The 15679-nt window shown below is 65.2% G+C and carries 14 protein-coding genes; 4 read left to right on the forward strand and 10 right to left on the reverse strand.

Going from position 1 to position 15679, the window contains the following annotated elements:
• Positions 1 to 90: 90 nt before the first annotated feature.
• Both pdhA and KBZ33_RS00615 read left to right on the forward strand, forming a co-directional pair.
• A complete protein-coding gene (gene pdhA / locus KBZ33_RS00610) occupies positions 91 to 1200 on the forward strand; it encodes a pyruvate dehydrogenase (acetyl-transferring) E1 component subunit alpha (RefSeq protein ID WP_254949646.1) in 1110 nt (369 codons plus the stop codon).
• A 67-nt stretch (positions 1201 to 1267) separates the two neighbouring features.
• Positions 1268 to 2140, forward strand: a complete 873-nt coding sequence (locus KBZ33_RS00615) for a hypothetical protein (RefSeq protein ID WP_254949645.1) — start codon at positions 1268 to 1270, stop codon at positions 2138 to 2140.
• 29 nt (positions 2141 to 2169) lie between these two features.
• On the opposite strand, the gene KBZ33_RS00620 is transcribed toward KBZ33_RS00615, so the two are convergent.
• Together KBZ33_RS00620 and KBZ33_RS00625 are read right to left on the reverse strand one after the other, a co-directional pair.
• Positions 2170 to 3099 carry a sigma-70 family RNA polymerase sigma factor gene (locus KBZ33_RS00620; RefSeq protein WP_254949644.1) on the reverse strand — a complete coding sequence of 310 codons (930 nt, stop codon included), beginning with the start codon at positions 3097 to 3099 and terminating at the stop codon, positions 2170 to 2172.
• Between the two features lie 253 nt (positions 3100 to 3352).
• Positions 3353 to 5092: an NAD(P)H-hydrate epimerase gene (locus KBZ33_RS00625; RefSeq protein WP_255011370.1), complete on the reverse strand. Its 1740-nt coding sequence runs from the start codon at positions 5090 to 5092 to the stop codon at positions 3353 to 3355.
• Here KBZ33_RS00625 and mnmA point away from each other — a divergent pair.
• Positions 5091 to 6239 (forward strand): tRNA 2-thiouridine(34) synthase MnmA, encoded by a 1149-nt coding sequence (gene mnmA / locus KBZ33_RS00630; RefSeq protein ID WP_254949812.1) that lies wholly within the window; start codon positions 5091 to 5093, stop codon positions 6237 to 6239. The two genes, KBZ33_RS00625 and mnmA, sit on opposite strands and share 2 nt — an antisense overlap.
• Here mnmA and glf read toward each other — a convergent pair.
• From glf to KBZ33_RS00655, 5 genes are all read right to left on the reverse strand, one after another.
• Positions 6224 to 7354: a UDP-galactopyranose mutase gene (glf, locus tag KBZ33_RS00635; RefSeq protein ID WP_254949642.1), complete on the reverse strand. Its 1131-nt coding sequence runs from the start codon at positions 7352 to 7354 to the stop codon at positions 6224 to 6226. The two genes, mnmA and glf, sit on opposite strands and share 16 nt — an antisense overlap.
• Before the next feature lie 974 nt (positions 7355 to 8328).
• Entirely contained in the window at positions 8329 to 9369 is a 1041-nt protein-coding gene (locus tag KBZ33_RS00640) for a hypothetical protein (RefSeq protein WP_254949641.1), read from the reverse strand.
• 5 nt (positions 9370 to 9374) lie between these two features.
• The gene (locus KBZ33_RS00645; protein WP_396107737.1) at positions 9375 to 9599 is read right to left on the reverse strand and encodes a 2Fe-2S iron-sulfur cluster-binding protein; all 225 of its coding nucleotides are present in this window, start codon (positions 9597 to 9599) and stop codon (positions 9375 to 9377) included.
• A 53-nt stretch (positions 9600 to 9652) separates the two neighbouring features.
• Positions 9653 to 11149 (reverse strand): cobyric acid synthase, encoded by a 1497-nt coding sequence (locus KBZ33_RS00650; protein WP_254949810.1) that lies wholly within the window; start codon positions 11147 to 11149, stop codon positions 9653 to 9655.
• A 32-nt stretch (positions 11150 to 11181) separates the two neighbouring features.
• Positions 11182 to 11556, reverse strand: coding sequence for an Npun_F0494 family protein (locus KBZ33_RS00655; protein ID WP_254949640.1), 375 nt, complete (start codon positions 11554 to 11556; stop codon positions 11182 to 11184).
• Positions 11557 to 11610: 54 nt separating this feature from the next.
• On the opposite strand from KBZ33_RS00655, the gene KBZ33_RS00660 reads away from it, so the two are divergent.
• Positions 11611 to 12216, forward strand: a complete 606-nt coding sequence (locus KBZ33_RS00660) for a nucleoside triphosphate pyrophosphatase (protein ID WP_254949639.1) — start codon at positions 11611 to 11613, stop codon at positions 12214 to 12216.
• A gap of 564 nt (positions 12217 to 12780) precedes the next feature.
• Here KBZ33_RS00660 and KBZ33_RS00665 read toward each other — a convergent pair.
• Genes KBZ33_RS00665 through psbD form a run of 3 tightly spaced genes read right to left on the reverse strand, consistent with a single transcriptional unit; the run spans position 12781 to position 15568 of the window.
• Complete coding sequence (locus KBZ33_RS00665; RefSeq protein WP_254949638.1) at positions 12781 to 13077, reverse strand: PepSY domain-containing protein; 297 nt, start codon at positions 13075 to 13077, stop codon at positions 12781 to 12783.
• A 60-nt stretch (positions 13078 to 13137) separates the two neighbouring features.
• Positions 13138 to 14526, reverse strand: a complete 1389-nt coding sequence (psbC, locus tag KBZ33_RS00670; protein WP_254949637.1) for a photosystem II reaction center protein CP43 — start codon at positions 14524 to 14526, stop codon at positions 13138 to 13140.
• A complete protein-coding gene (psbD, locus tag KBZ33_RS00675; protein WP_015108802.1) occupies positions 14510 to 15568 on the reverse strand; it encodes a photosystem II D2 protein (photosystem q(a) protein) in 1059 nt (352 codons plus the stop codon). Before psbD ends, psbC begins: the two co-directional genes overlap by 17 nt.
• Positions 15569 to 15679: the final 111 nt, after the last annotated feature.

The raw sequence follows: 15679 nt of genomic DNA on the forward strand, positions 1-15679 counted from the left end.
GCGCGACTGTAGTCAGTGGCAGTGGTTTTGACTGTCACCAGGGAACGGACCCCGTACAGTCGGGGCCACGAATCGCCTTGCCTTCCTGCCATGACTCAGGAATTGATTGCGGCGCGGGCAGCCCAGCCCTCTGGCTCCGGGGCAGCCGCGTCTTCCGAGCAGGCCGGCAGCCACGCGGTGCGCTTGGAAGGTCTGGTTCCGGCGGAGCGGGCCAGTGTCAGCCGGGAGGAGGGCCTGATGCTTTATCGGGACATGACCCTGGGGCGCCGCTTCGAGGACAAGTGCGCCGAGATGTACTACCGCGGCAAGATGTTTGGCTTTGTGCATCTGTACAACGGTCAGGAAGCCGTCTCCACCGGGGTGATCCGGGCGATGCGCCTGCAGCACGACTGGTTCTGCAGCACCTACCGCGACCACGTGCACGCCCTGAGCTGCGGTGTACCGGCCCGGGAGGTCATGAGTGAGCTGTTCGGCAAAGCCACGGGCTGCAGTAAGGGCCGTGGAGGTTCCATGCACCTGTTTTCCCGTGAGCACCATCTGCTCGGTGGCTATGCCTTCATCGGCGAGGGCATCCCGGTGGCCCTGGGAGCGGCCTTCACCAGCCGCTACAAGCGTGACGCCCTCGGCCAGGCGGACAGTGATGCCGTCACGGCTGCGTTCTTCGGGGATGGCACCTGCAACATCGGCCAGTTCTACGAATGCCTGAACATGGCGTCGCTGTGGAAGCTGCCGATCCTGTTCGTGGTGGAGAACAACCGCTGGGCCATCGGCATGGACCACAACCGGGCCACCAGCGAGCCGGAAATCTGGCGCAAGGCGGCGGGCTTCGGCATGGTCGGCGAGGAAGTGGATGGTATGGATGTGCTGGCCGTGAGGGCCGCTGCCCAGCGGGCCATCGAGAGGGCCAGGGCCGGGGAAGGTCCCACCCTGTTGGAGTGCCTCACCTACCGGTTCCGCGGCCATTCCCTGGCGGATCCTGATGAGCTGCGCGAAGCGGCCGAGAAGGAGTTCTGGGCCAAGCGCGATCCGATCAAGCAACTGGCGTTGCGCCTGACGGACATGGGGCTGGCCACGGCCGAGGAGCTCAAGGCGATCGACAAGGAGATCGACGCCGAAGTGGCCGATTGCGTCGAGTTCGCCCTCGCGGCGCCCGAGCCCGATGCCAGCGAACTCACCCGCTACATCTGGGCCGAAGACTGAGTCAGTGCAGGGGCCTTTGAGTTGTCCTCCTTAAGATCATTCAATTGCCCTACAGGGAACCTCTCATATGTCCAAACGTGTCCTCGTCACTTTCACTGACAGCCGCATGAAGGCGGCCCGGCTTCGGATATGTCGCCAGGCGGAAGAGATGGGGGTCTACACGGATATCTTTGGGGCTTCGGAGCAGGATCTCAATCCTGATTTCAGGCGGCGCTTCAAGGACTATCTAAGACCGGAACACCGAGGCTTCGGCTACTACGCCTGGAAGCCCCAGATCGTTCTTCAGACCCTTGAGCGGCTGCAGGATGGCGACCAGGTGCACTGGATCGATTCCGGCTGCCATCTCAACCCAGCCGGGCGCCTGCGGCTGCAGGAGTTGTTCGCCATGAACGTGGAGGCGCCGTCGGGAATTCAGGGTTTCGAGTGCCTGCCTCCCAATGGATCCTTGGTGTACGAGGGTCGCCAGTTCCCCGATCAGGGGGAGTACAAGTGGACGAAGGGGGATCTGCTCGATCGGCTGGGCGTTCGTGAAAAACCGGAGATCACCGGCACCCAGCAGCTGGGGGCCACCACCTTCTTCTTGCGCAAATGCCCAGCCACCATGGACTTCATGCGCCACTGGATCAGGGTGTTCAGCGAGGATTTCTCCATGATTGATGATTCACCCTCGCGGGCGCCCAACCTCGATGGCTTCGTTGAGCATCGCCATGATCAGTCGATTTTTTCGATCCTTGCCAAGTTGCTGCCCATCTCAAAGAGCACCGTCTTTGAGTTCTGGTTTCCGCGGGCCGATGACTGCTGGCAGCCAGACTGGGAGATGGTCGGTGACGCTCCGATCCAAATCCGACGTGATCGCGGCATCAAAAGAGAGAGCAGACTGAAGATCGCTTACCTCCAGGCCAAGGGAAGGGTCAAGCGGTTGCTGGAAGGATCGCTCTAAAGGCCTGACCGATCAGGACTGGGCGTTTCTCAATCCAGGGGTGCCGTCCTGCTCGACAGGCTGCGCAGTTTGCGCAGGGCCTTGAGCTCAATCTGCCGAACCCTCTCCCTTGAAACATCCAACTGCCGGCCGATCTCGGCCAGGGTGTGGCGCTCCAATCCGTTGAGGCCGAAGCGCAGGGCCAGGACCTCCTTTTCCTGGGCGGACAGGTGGCCCAACAGCTCGGCCAGCTGCTCCTGATGCATGCCTCGCTCGATGCGGTCGAGGGGTTCTTCGGCGGAAGCATCGGCGATCAGATCACCCAGGAAGCTGCGACCGCCCTCCGCATGAATGGGGGCATCCAGGCTGGAGATGGTGAGGGCCTGGCGCAGCAGGGAGTCGAGTTCCTCAACCGGAATGGCCATGGCTTCGGAGATCTCGCGACGGCTGGGCATGGCGCCGAGCTTGTGGGCCAGCTCAAGGCTCACCTTACGGATCGTGCTGAGCCGCTCGCTCAGGTGGACCGGCAGCCGGATCGCCCGGGACTGGCAGGCAATGGCTCGCGTCATGCTCTGGCGGATCCACCAGAAGGCGTAGGTGGAGAACTTGTAACCGCGGGTGGGGTCGAACTTTTCGACGGCGCGTTCCAGACCGAGGGAGCCCTCCTGGATCAGATCGAGCAGCTCCAGACCCTTGCCCTGGTACTTCTTCGCCACGCTCACCACAAGCCGAAGATTGGCGCGCATCATCCGCTCCTTGGAGCGCCGGCCCACCTTGATCGTCTTGTTCTCCTGCACCGAGTAGCCGTTTTTCGACTCCTCCAGAAGGTGCATCATCGCCTGAACCTGATTGCCGAGCTGGATCTCTTCGGCTGGTGTCAGCAGCGGCTCTCTGCCGATCGAGGTGAGATACCAGGTGATGGAATCACCCCCTCTGCGGCTGGAGCCCTCCCTTCTCGTCGCGACGGCAGAGGCGGTCATAGGAGGGGGCGAAGTGGCGCCATTGAGTGTGTTATGGAATTACCTTTAGCAAGTCAGGAAAGTGTCTGGAACAACTTTTAAGGAATTGCTTTTGAAACCACACACAATTGCTTGTTTGGCGATTGTCTTCGCTTGGATGAGCAAATGGCTAATTTCCCAGTTGATGGATCGGATAATTCTGAGGCTTGCCACATCGGAACGTGGCCTCGCTGTCCTTGATCCATAGGCGCTGAATCTTCAACGCGGGCTCCCATCACCCGGTTCCGGGTTCTCGTTGGGACAGGGCTTCGGCCACAGCGAGCGGCGTGACGCCACCGACACCGTTGAGCTCCCGGCAGTGGAGACCGGCGAGGGCATGGTCGAGGACGGCGGCCGCCAGCCAGGCCCCATCGGCGCTGGAGCCACGTACAGGTGCCAGTCCTGCGGCCGCCAGTGCCATCGCCCCTCGCCCCGCGGCATAGCCGGCAAGCACATCACCGAGCCCGGCCCTGGCCGCATCCGGGCAGGCCGAGAGCAGTTGCCAGCGGCGTCCGTCAGGTGTCGCCACGACGCTGCGCGCTCCCTTGAGCAGCACGCAGGCGCCAGAACGGCGGGCCGCCGCCAGCGCCGCCTCTGGCCGGGGCAGCGGGGCCAGATCGGGAAAGAGTCTGCGGAACTCCCCCTCGTGGGGGGTGATCCAGGTGGGGCCCCGGCGCGCTTGGAGCCAGCCCGTGCCCATGGCCGCCAGGCGGTTCAGGCCATCGGCATCGAGCACCAGCAGTCCTTCGAAGGCGCCCAGCTCCTGCCAGCGCCGCCGTTCCCGGGCTTCGATCGCCGCCGCCACCGGCACACCGGCATTGCCCAGCCCGCCCAGGCCCGGCCCCAGCAGCACCGCATCCAGCCGGTTCAGCCAGCCCTCGCCCAGATCTCCCAGGGCCAGGCCGCCGGCCGGGGTGGCCCCAAGGCCGGGCTCGAGCACCACGTGGGGATGGATCTGCCAGAGCTGGGGGGCGATCTGCCGTGGCGGAGCGGCCCTGAGGCTGCCGCATCCCGACGCCGTGGCGCCCGCCAGGGCCAAGTGGGCGGCGCCCCTGAACCGGCGGCTGCCGGCGAGGACCAACAGGCGCCCCCGTTCGTATTTCCCGGCGGCCGGATCCGACACGGGCCAGGGGGCCGAGCTCCGGTCGGCGGCCGACAGGCCCAGCAGGTGATCGCCTGGAGGCTGGCCCAGAAGGGCCGGCGGCCATCCAAGGCAGACCCGCTCCAGCCGGCCCACCCAGCGCAGAGCCGCATCCTGCACCAGCCCCCGCTTGATCAGCCCGATGCAGTAAGTGGTGGAGGCCGTGGCCGCCACCGTGCCAAGCAGCTCACCATCGTCGGCGTCCAGTCCGGTCGGGACGTCAATGGCCACAAGGGCGCCGGGCCGTTGCCCCTGGCGATCGTGCAGCAGGGCTTCGATCGCGACTCCGGCCGGACGGTGCTGGCCGATGCCGAACAGGGCATCCACCCAGAGGGCGGGATCGGCGGGGGCCGGAGCATCCTCCAGCAGGGGAATCCCCAGCCAGCGGGCGTGGCGCAGGTGGGCGTCGGTGAGCGGGCGTCGGCGCTCGAAGGGGCACCAGATCCGCACCCGGCCCCCGGCCAGATGCCATTCCCTGGCCACCACCAGGCCATCGCCGCCGTTGTGGCCCGGTCCCACCAGAACCAGCAGGCCGTCGTGGCGATCCTGGCCCGGCCGCGCCAGCAGGCGGCGACTCACCGCCAGGGCGGCCTTCTCCATCAGGGCCTCCACCGGCAGGCCGCTGGCGAAGAGCTCCTGCTCGATGGCCGCCATCGTGGTGCCGCTCACCAGGACGTGCTCGGCATCCACAGGCGGCCAGGAGGGGGGCATCGGCCGGAAGCTCACGGCGGCCTGAGCAGTGCTCTCCCATGATGGGGCTGTCTGGTCCTTCCACCCACCGGGATCCTTGAGCCCCGCCGCCGCCCCCACGTCGTCTGACACCACCACCGCCATCAGCAGCGCCTCGCCTGAGGTGGCCGCGGTGTTGGCGCGGCTGAGGGCGTGGCCTGGCGAGCGGCGGGTGGCCGTGGGACTCTCCGGCGGCGTCGACAGTTCCCTGACCGCGGCCCTGTTGGTGGCGGCTGGCTGGAATGTCGAGGGCCTCACCCTGTGGCTGATGAGTGGCAAGGGCTCCTGCTGCGCCGAGGGCCTGGTGGATGCGGCCGGGATCTGCGACCAGCTGGAGGTGCCCCACCATGTCGTCGACAGCCGGGCCCGTTTTCAGGAGCAGATCGTTGAGTTTCTCGTGGAGGGCTATGGCGAGGGCCTCACCCCCTTGCCCTGCTCCCGCTGCAACCGGGCGGTCAAGTTCGGACCGATGCTCGATTGGGCCGAGGCGGAGCGTGGAATTGGCCGACTGGCCACGGGCCATTACGCCCGGCAGTGGCCTGCCGGCGATGGGGCTGATCGCCATCAGCTGTTGCGGGGCCTGGATCCTCTCAAAGATCAGAGCTATTTCCTCTACGACCTGCCCCAGACAGTGTTGGGCCGGCTGGTGTTCCCCTTGGGGGAGCTCACCAAGGAGGCGACGCGGGCCGAGGCCTCACGCCTCGGTCTGCGCACCGCCGAGAAGCCCGAGAGCCAGGACCTCTGCCTGGCCGACCACCACGGTTCGATGCGGGCGTTCCTTGATGCCTACCTGCCGCCGCGCCAGGGGGAGATCGTGCTGGCGGACGGCACGGTGCTGGGGTCCCACGATGGCCTCGAGCACTTCACCATCGGGCAACGCAAGGGGCTGGGGGTGGCCTGGAGCGAACCGCTCCATGTGGTGCGGCTGGATGGGGCCATGAACCGGGTGGTGGTGGCTCCCCGCCGGGAGGCGACCCGCCAGGCCTGCGTGGTGGCTGCCATCAACTGGGTGTCGATCGCCCCGCCGGACGAGCCGATCGCGGTGGAGGTGCAGGTGAGATACCGGAGCCTGCCAGAGCGGGCCCTGCTCACACCGCTGGCGGAGACGGCCGACGACCATGCCGCCGAACGGCCCCACCGGGCCCGGCTCGACTTCGCCGAGCCCCAGTTCTCGGTGGCACCGGGTCAGGCGGCGGTGTTCTATCGCGGTGACGTCTTGCTCGGCGGCGGACTGATTCAGGCTGACGGCTGACGGGTTTCGCTGCGAAACCGGTTCATCGCCGATTCGATGACGACATGCATATCCATGTATTTGTATTCGGAGAGCCGCCCCCCGAAGATCACGCTGTCGGCGCTGTGGGCCAACTCCTGGTAACGCCGGTAAAGCGATTGGTTGGCTGGATCATTGACCGGGTAATAGGGAATCGCTTCGCCGCTGCAGGCTTTGGGATACTCCCTTGTGATCACCGTCACCGGGGAGGTTGAAGCCTCAAAGTGTTTGTGCTCGATGATGCGGGTAAAGGGCTGACTGGTATCGCAGTAGTTGATCACGGCATTCCCCTGGAAGTTCTCGAGCTCTTCGATGCTGTTCTCAAAGTCAAGTGAGCGATACTCCAGTCGGCCGAGTTCATAGTTGAAGTATTGATCGATGCAACCGGTGTACACCACCTTTTGGGCCAGGGAGGTCCACCGGGGCCGGTCCTCGAGAAAGTCGACGTTCAGCCGAACCTCAATCCCCTCGAGCATGGCTTCAAACAGGGCCGTGTAGCCGCCGATGGGGATGCCCTGATAGCGATCACTGAAATAGTTGTTGTCGTAGGTGAAGCGCAGTGGCAACCGCTTGATGATGAAGGCCGGTAGCTCACGGGGGTCCTTGTCCCACTGCTTGCGGGTGTAGTCGCGGATCAGAGTCTGGTAGATGTCCTTCCCCACCAGGGAAAGCGCTTGTTCCTCCAGGTTGGTCGGCTCACCCAGAAAGCGCTGGGCCTCAATCTTCTGCCTGGCTTCCGCAGGCGTGCGGGTTTGCCAGAGCTCATAAAACGTGTTCATGTTGAACGGAAGCGAATAGAGCTTCCCGTTCGAGATCGCCTTGGGAGAGTTGATGTAGTTATTGAATTCCGCGAACCTGTTCACGAAGGCCCAGACGGCCTTGTTGCTCGTATGGAAGATATGGGCTCCGTAGCGATGAACGTTGATGCCTTCCTGCTTCTCCGTAAAGCAATTGCCCCCGATGTGGGGGCGGCGGTCGATGACAAGGCAGCGCTTGCCGACATCGGTGGCCAGCCGGGCGAACGTAGCTCCGAACAGTCCGCAGCCGACGATCAGATAGTCGTAGGGGATGGCGTTGCCTGGATCGAGTGTCGTCACAGGTCAATGGCAGGAATGGTGACCAACTTTAACTAAGATCCCTCAGGATGAAGGCCGGAATCTCTTCGATCGTTTTCGGAATCTCCGGAGGTTCTTGCATGCTATGGCATAGGGAGCAGTTTGCTGGAAGATCCAGGCCTATCTGGGATGCGTGCATGAAGCAATTCTGGGAACGGAGTCTGCCGATGGCCTGCGGCACCAGCTGGGGGCTCATGGATGGATTCCAGTTCCGGGGGGAACCGTCTCCAGGCCTAAAGCCATCATGTCAATGGCCAGTCATGGACGTGACAAGAGAGGACTTCGTTCCCAGTTCGTCGCAAAAGGGCTTGATCTGATGCACCTCATGCGGCTTTGACTGTGCACGAGATAGTGCCCATCAATGTTGTCAAAGCACTCCCGGTCACCCAGAGTTCCAGCGGATCAGGTTGGCGAGCACGGTGAATCCGCCCACCCTCCTGGTTGATCTGATCGGTGTGTTGGGTGCCTGGCATTCCAGAGGTGCAGCGCCTTCCGCAGGGCCCAGTCTTCGTCGTCAGTCAGGTCCAATGAAACTCTGTATGGAACTGCCTGGCTCTCGGCGCAGGCGATCAACGCGAGAAACTTGGAATGACGGGTTGGCAGTATCCAGTTGCATGGGTGCAATCAACAGTTGAACTTGGCGTCCGCCTTCGCCTTGAGACCGATTGATTCGAGCATCTCAATCGGCATCTGCGTCAGGTTCTGGCCGATCCTGTTGGTGATAGCCGGCATGCCGACAGGAAGGGCCGTACAGGGATGGTCGGGCCCGAGGAAACGCCCTGACAGCTGGATAAACGTGCTGGGAACGGCACGTTTCAGGGCCGTTCCTGCGGCCCATTTGATGTTGTACGAAGTGTCGTGCGTCCAGTCATCTTAGCCTCTGCTCGCTGACATCGAATCTCGCAAGACTTTCGTTTCACGATGACGCGCGAACGATGGGGCTGAGGGGGGGGGGGTCAGCGGGGCGTCGCCTGGCCCCCTTGTCTCGCCGCCGTACCCAGGATTCGCCCAAGCCCCCGCAGCGTCCGTTGGCGGCGACGCCACCAGCAGCTGATCGGGGCAGGGGTCAACCACCCCGCCAGCCGATTCAGGCGGCGGCTCCAGACCACCCGCCGGTGCTGGGCGCGTCTGTCCCGCCGGCAGGTCGCCAGCTGGGCGGCCGAAGGCCCCCGGTAGGCCGGCAAGTCCAGCTGACGGGCCAGTTGGACGGTGGCCTGCTGCCAGTAGAGGGTTGCTTCGGTCCGAACCTGCCAGCATTGCTGGATCGACGCCACGCTCAGCAGGGTGTCCGGAGCGAAGCGCTCCACCTCAAGGATCCCTGGCAGCCCGAACGGATTGGTGCCCTTCTCACTGATCACCAGGCAGCCATGCAGCGGCGCCTGCCACATCCGGCCGGACAGGGTGGTGCCCCGTTGGTAGGGATACATCAGGCCATAGCAGCACCAGGCGCTCGCCAGCCGCCGGTTTGCCTCCAGATAGCTGAGCCCATGGGTGCTCAGGCCCAGCCTGTCCCAGTGGCCGCCGTGGACCTCCACCAGGCCCCTGCGGGCGAGACGGGCCAGATCCTGCTGGTAGGGGTCGTCGCCCATCGGCTTGAAGTTGGCGATGTGCAGGGGCCGGCCGGCCCGTTTGCGGAACGGAAGCTGCTGCCAGAACTCGGGAATCACCGGCAGATACCCCTGCACCCAGCGGACACCTTCCGGAAGGGACGGCGGCCGGAGCAGGGAAATCAGCCGGATCTCGCGGGCGTGGGGAAAGCGGCAGCGCCAATCCACTTGGAGCTCCTTGACGTAGTCGTAGACGTGGACGATCCCGTCGTAATCCTGATGGGACAGGCCGGGATCGCCCCGCAGGATCACCAGCAGCTCCAGCTCCTGAGCAACCCACTCGCGGATCAGTTCAAACCCGGCCGCCCGATAGAACAGCCGCACATTCCAGATCACATCGAGATCCTGGAAATCGATCGACAGGATGTGACATCGGGGGGTGGAGCTCACAGGCGCTACCAGAAGGGATCGCTGGCCAGGCTCACCGTCAGCCGGCCGCTCGGGCTCGATGGCACGGTGGCCACGCAGGCCCGCACCAGGCGTCCATTGACCTCGATCTCGCAGGCGCCGCAGCTGCCCCCCAGGCAGCCAGTGGGGATCAGCACCGCCGCCTGACGTGCGGCCTCCAGCCAGTCCTGGCCGGGGATAGCCGTGGTGGTCTGGCCATCTGGCCACGCGATGGTGATGGCAGGCCGGGGGATGCCGATGGCCGCAAGCTCGCTCTGGCGGAAATCTAGGGCTTGCTTGGGATCAGGGGGGCCAGATCGATGTGGTCCTCGAAGGCGTCGGCGAGGCGGTCGAGCAGGGCGTCCCGCTGGCGGGCGTGGTGGGGTTGGTTCTCCTCCAGGGGCGGCAGCTGGCGCCGTTGGCGCAGCTGGTTCAGCCAGCGGCGGCGCCAGGGGCCGTTCTCGAAGATGCCGTGCAGATAGGTGCCAGCCACCAGACCGCCCTGGGTCCCTGAGGCCGCCCACCAGCCCAGCTGTCCGTCCTCCGCCAGGGGGGCGCAGCCCGCCTGATCCGTCGGCTCGCTGCGCCCTTGATGGAGCTCGAATCCTTCCAGCAGGGGCGCTTCGGCCGGGCCCGGGGGCCAGAGGGCCCGGCTGCGGCATTGCCGCAGGGCCTTGCGGCCGTGGAACACGGTGCGCAGGGGCAGCAGGCCCAGCCCGGCCACCGTTTCCCCGGCCTGATCCCCCTCCAGCCCCTCGGGGTCGTGCAGCTCCTGGCCCAGCATCTGCAGACCGCCGCAGAGGGCGAACAGCTGCCCCCCCCGGGCCACGTAGGCCTGCAGCTCGTCCGCCAGGCCGCTGCTGCGCAGGCTCGCCAGGTCCCGCAGGGTCTGCTTGCTGCCGGGCAGGATCACCGCATCGGGCTGGTCCAGCGGCTCCCCTGGCCGCCGCCACTGCAGCTGCACGCTGCTCTCCGCCTCAAGCGGATCGAGATCGGAGAAGTTGCTCAGGGAGGGCAGGCGCAGCACCGTGATGTTCAGCTCACTGCGGGGCTTGCGGCTGCCTCTCTCCAGCAGATCAAGGGAGTCTTCCGGCGGGAACAGCTCATCGAGCCAGGGCATCACACCGAGCACAGGGACCCCGGTCTCCTGCTCCAGCCAGTGGCGGCCTGCATCGAACAGGGAACGGCGGCCACGGAAACGGTTGATCAGCAAGCCGCCGATCAGCGGGCGCTCCACCGGCCGCAACAGGGCCAGGGTGCCGACGATCTGGGCGAAGACGCCACCCCGCTCGATGTCCGCCACCAGCAGGCAGCGGGCGCGCAGGTACTGGGCCAGCCGCAGGTTGGTCAGGTCCCTGGCCTGCAGGTTCACTTCCACCGGGCTGCCAGCCCCCTCCAGCACCAGTCGCCCGCCCGGGTGGGCCGCCTGGAGCTCCGCCAAGCCCGTCCGGATGGCCGCCCAGCCCGGCCGGAACCAGTCGCGGTAGTAGTGCTCCGCCCGGGCCGTGCCCACCGAGCGGCCCAGATGGATCACCTCACTGGTGCTGTCGCCCCTGGGCTTGAGCAGCACCGGGTTCATCGCCACCCGCGGCTCCAGACCCGCGGCCCAGGCTTGCAGGGCCTGGGAGTAGGCCATTTCACCGCCCTGCTGGTCGACCCAGGCGTTGAGGCTCATGTTCTGCCCCTTGAAGGGCAGGGGCTGTTCTCCCCGGCGCCGCAGCACGCGGCAGAGGGCAGCGGTCATCAGTGATTTGCCGGCACCGCTGCTGGTGCCCAGCACCATCAGTGGTTGGGGGGAGTCGGGATGGGGGCGGGTCAAAGGCGGGGGCGGTGGCGGCTCAGCGCCTCCAGGATCCGATCCCGTCGGCCCGCCCGGGGAATCTCGCCGGGCCAGCGCCGCAGCACCTGGCGGCCCATGGGCGTGAGCCGCACCCGCTCGGTGAGTCCCTGACCGTCAACTTCCCGCCGCAGCACCCCCAGTCGGATCAGCCAGAGGAAATGGTCCTCAGCGCGTTCGCTGCTGAGGGGAACGAAGCTGAGGGGGAAGGCCGGATCGGCTTGTCGGGCGAGCTCCTCACTGCTGAGGGGGTTGGCTCCCACCGCCTCGTAGAAACCACGGCGGAAGGGAAGACAGCGAAGCGAGAGGGCGGCCCGCGCCAGCGAAAGGGACTCGTTGTCAGCTTGTGCCATGGCCCCATTCTCCCCAATCGACGGGCAGGCTGGAGACCCTGGCCGTCACCTCCCTTGCTCCTGCTGGCTTCCGCTTCCCCCGCCCGGCGTCGCCTGTTGGAGCAGGCCGGAGTGCCTCACCGGGTCCAGCTGAGTGGCGTGGATGAGGAGGGGTTCCAGGAGCAGGATCCTTTGCAGCTTGTGCAACGGCTGGCCCTCGCCAAAGCCCTCGCCGTGGCGAGCACGCTGGGTTCCGAGGCGGCGTGGCCGTCCATGGGGGTGCTGGGCTGCGACTCCCTGCTGGTGGTGGAGCAGGAGGTGTGGGGCAAGCCCCGGGATGCCGCCGAGGCCGTGGCCCGCTGGCGGCGCATGGCCGGTGGTTGGGGCGATCTGCACACCGGCCATGCCCTGGTGCGGCGACCCACCCCAGGCGCGAGCCCGGAACCCCAGCTGGCGGTGGTGACCACCCGGGTGCATTTCGCCGCGCTCAGCGACGCCGCTATCGCGTCCTACGTGGCCAGTGGTGAGCCCTTGGCCTGTGCCGGGGGCTTTGCCCTCGAGGGCCGCGGTGGCCTGGTGGTGGAGCGGCTCGAGGGCTGCTTCAGCAACGTGATCGGGCTCAGCCTGCCCCTGCTGCGGCGTTGGCTCGACCCCGGTGTGCTGCCTCAGGGGCCAGGTTGATGGGAGCTGGATCTTCGGCTCCAACAGCACCCTGATGATGTAAGGAGAGCGATGGATCTTGCCAGAAATCCTCCTCCACATGCTCTGGGCTGGGATCGTGCAGGATCTCCCGTCCGATCACCATGGCGCGCACGCCTGAGAGGGTGCTGGGCGGCCAGGTTTGGCAAACCTACCGATGCCGCCGAAGCGCGGGCATGGTGGCAGCGCTTCGGCGGCTGGGGCGAGCGGCACACTGGCCATGGCTTGTTGGCCGGACCGAACTCGCCGCACAACCGGTAAACCCAACTGTTCGCCCGGCCATAGTGACCCACTTGGTGTTGTTTGCCCCCCCTCAGCGCGCCAGAGCCGGCCGCAGCGTCAGAGGTTGCTGCCGCCCCAGCGACAGGACTTGGCTGTCGTGGCAGAGCCTCCCCTGCTGAGCGCAGACCATCCTTGCTGAGGAAAAGAGTGGGTTCGGGCCCCGCTGCCAGCGGAGGCTCTCAGGTGCGTGGTCATGGTGGGGCAAGGAAGATGATCGGGCTTCCCCCATGGCCAGCACCCCTGCAGAGGGTGCTGTGATTTTACTCAGTTATCCACTCTTTCAAGCAGTACCTTGCAGTTCATGTCGGTCTTGATTTCGTATTTCTGATTGTTTTTGATGCCGTCGTAATCGTAGATGCGACCATCATCGATATCCATTGAGTAGATGTTGTAGCCCCGCGCCTTGAGTTGGCTGGCACACTGTTCAACGGTCTTCTGGGCGTGAGCCGGCAGGGCAACAAGGGCACTGGCGGACAGGCAGGCCAGGCACAGGATGGCAAACGAGCGTGGCATTGCTGTTGAAGTGATTGTCCAATCATTCACACACATCCGCTTGTCCATTGTCAATAAAAAAGCCTCCCCTGCGGGGAGGCTGAGCGTGAGATGTTGAAAGGCCTTGGATCAATCGAGGTCCGGCATGGCCAGGGTGGGCTCGGCCTGACGGTCGATGCCCTTCTCGAAACCGGCGGCGGCGGCACGGGCACGACCCGCATGCCAGAGGTGACCGACCAGGAAGAAGAAGGCCAGCACGAACTGGGTGGAGGCCAACCACTGGCGGACGTTGACGAAGTTCACCGAGTTGGGCTCGGTGATGATGCCACCGACGGAGTTGAGCGAGGCGTTGGGGGCGTGGGTCATGTACTCAGCGGCCCGACGCACCTGCCAGGGCTGGATGTCGTTCTGGAGCTTGTCGAGGCTCAGACCGTTGGGGCCACGAAGGGGCTCCAGCCAGGGACCGCGGAAGTCCCAGAAGCGCATCGTTTCACCGCCGAAGATGATCTCACCGGTGGGGGAGCGCATCAGGTATTTGCCCAGGCCGGTGGGGCCCATGGCGGAGCCGATGTTGGCGCCCATGCGCTGGTCGCGGACCAGGAAGGTGAAGCTCTGGGCCTGGGAGGATTCGGCGTTGGTGGGGCCGTAGAACTCCGAGGGATAGGCGGTGTTGTTGAACCAGATGTAGGCCGAGGCGATGAAGCTCATGAAGCTCAGCGCGCCGAGGCTGTAGCTCAGATAGGCCTCACCGTTCCAGATGAAGGCGCGGCGCACCCAGCCGAAGGGCTTGGTGATGACGTGCCAGATGCCACCGAAGATGCAGATCAGGCCGATCCAGATGTGGCCACCGATGATGTCCTCCATCGAGTCGACACCGATGATCCAGCCCTCGCCACCGAAGGGGGCTCGGGTGAGATAGCCGAAGATCACACCCGGGCTGAGGGTGGGGTTGCTGATCAGGCGCACGTCGCCACCGCCCGGTGCCCAGGTGTCGTAGACGCCACCGAAGAACATGGCCTTGAACACCAGCAACAGGGCACCCACTCCAAGAAGGATGAGGTGATAGCCAATGATGTTGGTCATCTGGTTCTTGTCACGCCAGTCCTGGGAGAAGAACGAGGAGTAGTTCTCCAGGATCTCAGGACCGCGCAGGGCGTGATAGAGGCCGCCGAGACCGAGCACGGCGGAGCTGATCAGGTGCAGAACCCCGACCACGAAGAAGGGATAGAGATCGGTGACCTCACCGCCGGGTCCGACGCCATAGCCGAGGGTGGCGACGTGGGGGAACAGGATCAGACCCTGCTCGTACATGGGCTTGTCGAAGGTGAAGTGACTCACCTCGAACAGCATCATGGCGCCGGCCCAGAAGACCATCAGGCCCGCATGGGCCACGTGGGCTCCCAGCAGACGGCCGGAAAGGTTGATCAGTCGGGCATTGCCAGCCCACCAGGCATAGCCGGTGGAGTCGAGGTCCTTGCCACCGACCGAAATAAGACCGGAATTAAAGGGCGTTTCCACGGGGCAGAACCTCTTCAGGGAAGATGAAGTTTTCGTGCGGCTGGTCGGCGGGAGCCATCCAGGCGCGCAGACCTTCGTTGAGCAGGATGTTCTTGGTGTAGAACGTTTCGAATTCAGGATCCTCCGCGGCGCGGATTTCCTGGCTGACGAAGTCGTAGGCCCGCAGGTTGAGGGCCAGGCCGATGATGCCGATGCTGCTGGTCCACAGACCCATCACTGGCACGAACAGCATGAAGAAGTGCAGCCAGCGCTTGTTGGAGAAGGCGATCCCGAAGATCTGGCTCCAGAAGCGGTTGGCGGTGACCATCGAGTAGGTCTCCTCTTCCTGGGTGGGCTCGAACGCCTTGAAGGTGTTGGCTTGGTCGCTGTCCTCAAACAGGGTGTTCTCCACCGTCGCGCCATGGATGGCGCAGAGGAGGGCACCGCCGAGGATGCCGGCCACGCCCATCATGTGGAAGGGGTTCAGGGTCCAGTTGTGGAAACCCTGCAGGAACAGCAGGAAGCGGAAGATCGCCGCCACCCCGAAGGAGGGAGCGAAGAACCAGCTGCTCTGACCCAGCGGATACATCAGAAAGACGCTGACGAACACCGCGATCGGGCCGGAGAAGGCGATGGCGTTGTAAGGGCGGATGCCGACCAGACGGGCGATCTCGAACTGGCGCAGCATGAAGCCGATCAGGGCGAAGGCACCGTGCAGGGCCACGAAGGGCCAGAGGCCGCCGAGCTGGATCCAGCGCACGAAGTCACCCTGGGCTTCCGGGCCCCAGAGCAGCAGCAGGCTGTGCCCCATGGCATCCGCGGGGGTGCTGACGGCAGCGGTGAGGAAGTTGCATCCCTCAAGGTAGCTGCTGGCAATGCCGTGGGTGTACCAGGAGGTGGCGAAGGTGGTGCCGGTGAGCCAGCCGCCCAGGGCCAGATAGGCCGTGGGGAACAGCAGCAGACCGGACCAGCCCACGAAAACGAAGCGGTCGCGCTTGAGCCAGTCGTCGAGGACGTCGAACCATCCACGGGTGGCCGGTGCACGCCCTAAGGCGATCGTCATGGTTGAAAGCGGTGCGGATGACCCGCAGGGCTGTGGGTTACCAGGGGATGGTAACAACGTTGATCCGCCCCCCGCGCCTGGCGACACGGGCTGAAACTGACGCTTGCGGCA

This window comes from Cyanobium sp. Cruz-8D1 (assembly GCF_024345975.1).
Lineage (GTDB): Bacteria > Cyanobacteriota > Cyanobacteriia > PCC-6307 > Cyanobiaceae > Cyanobium.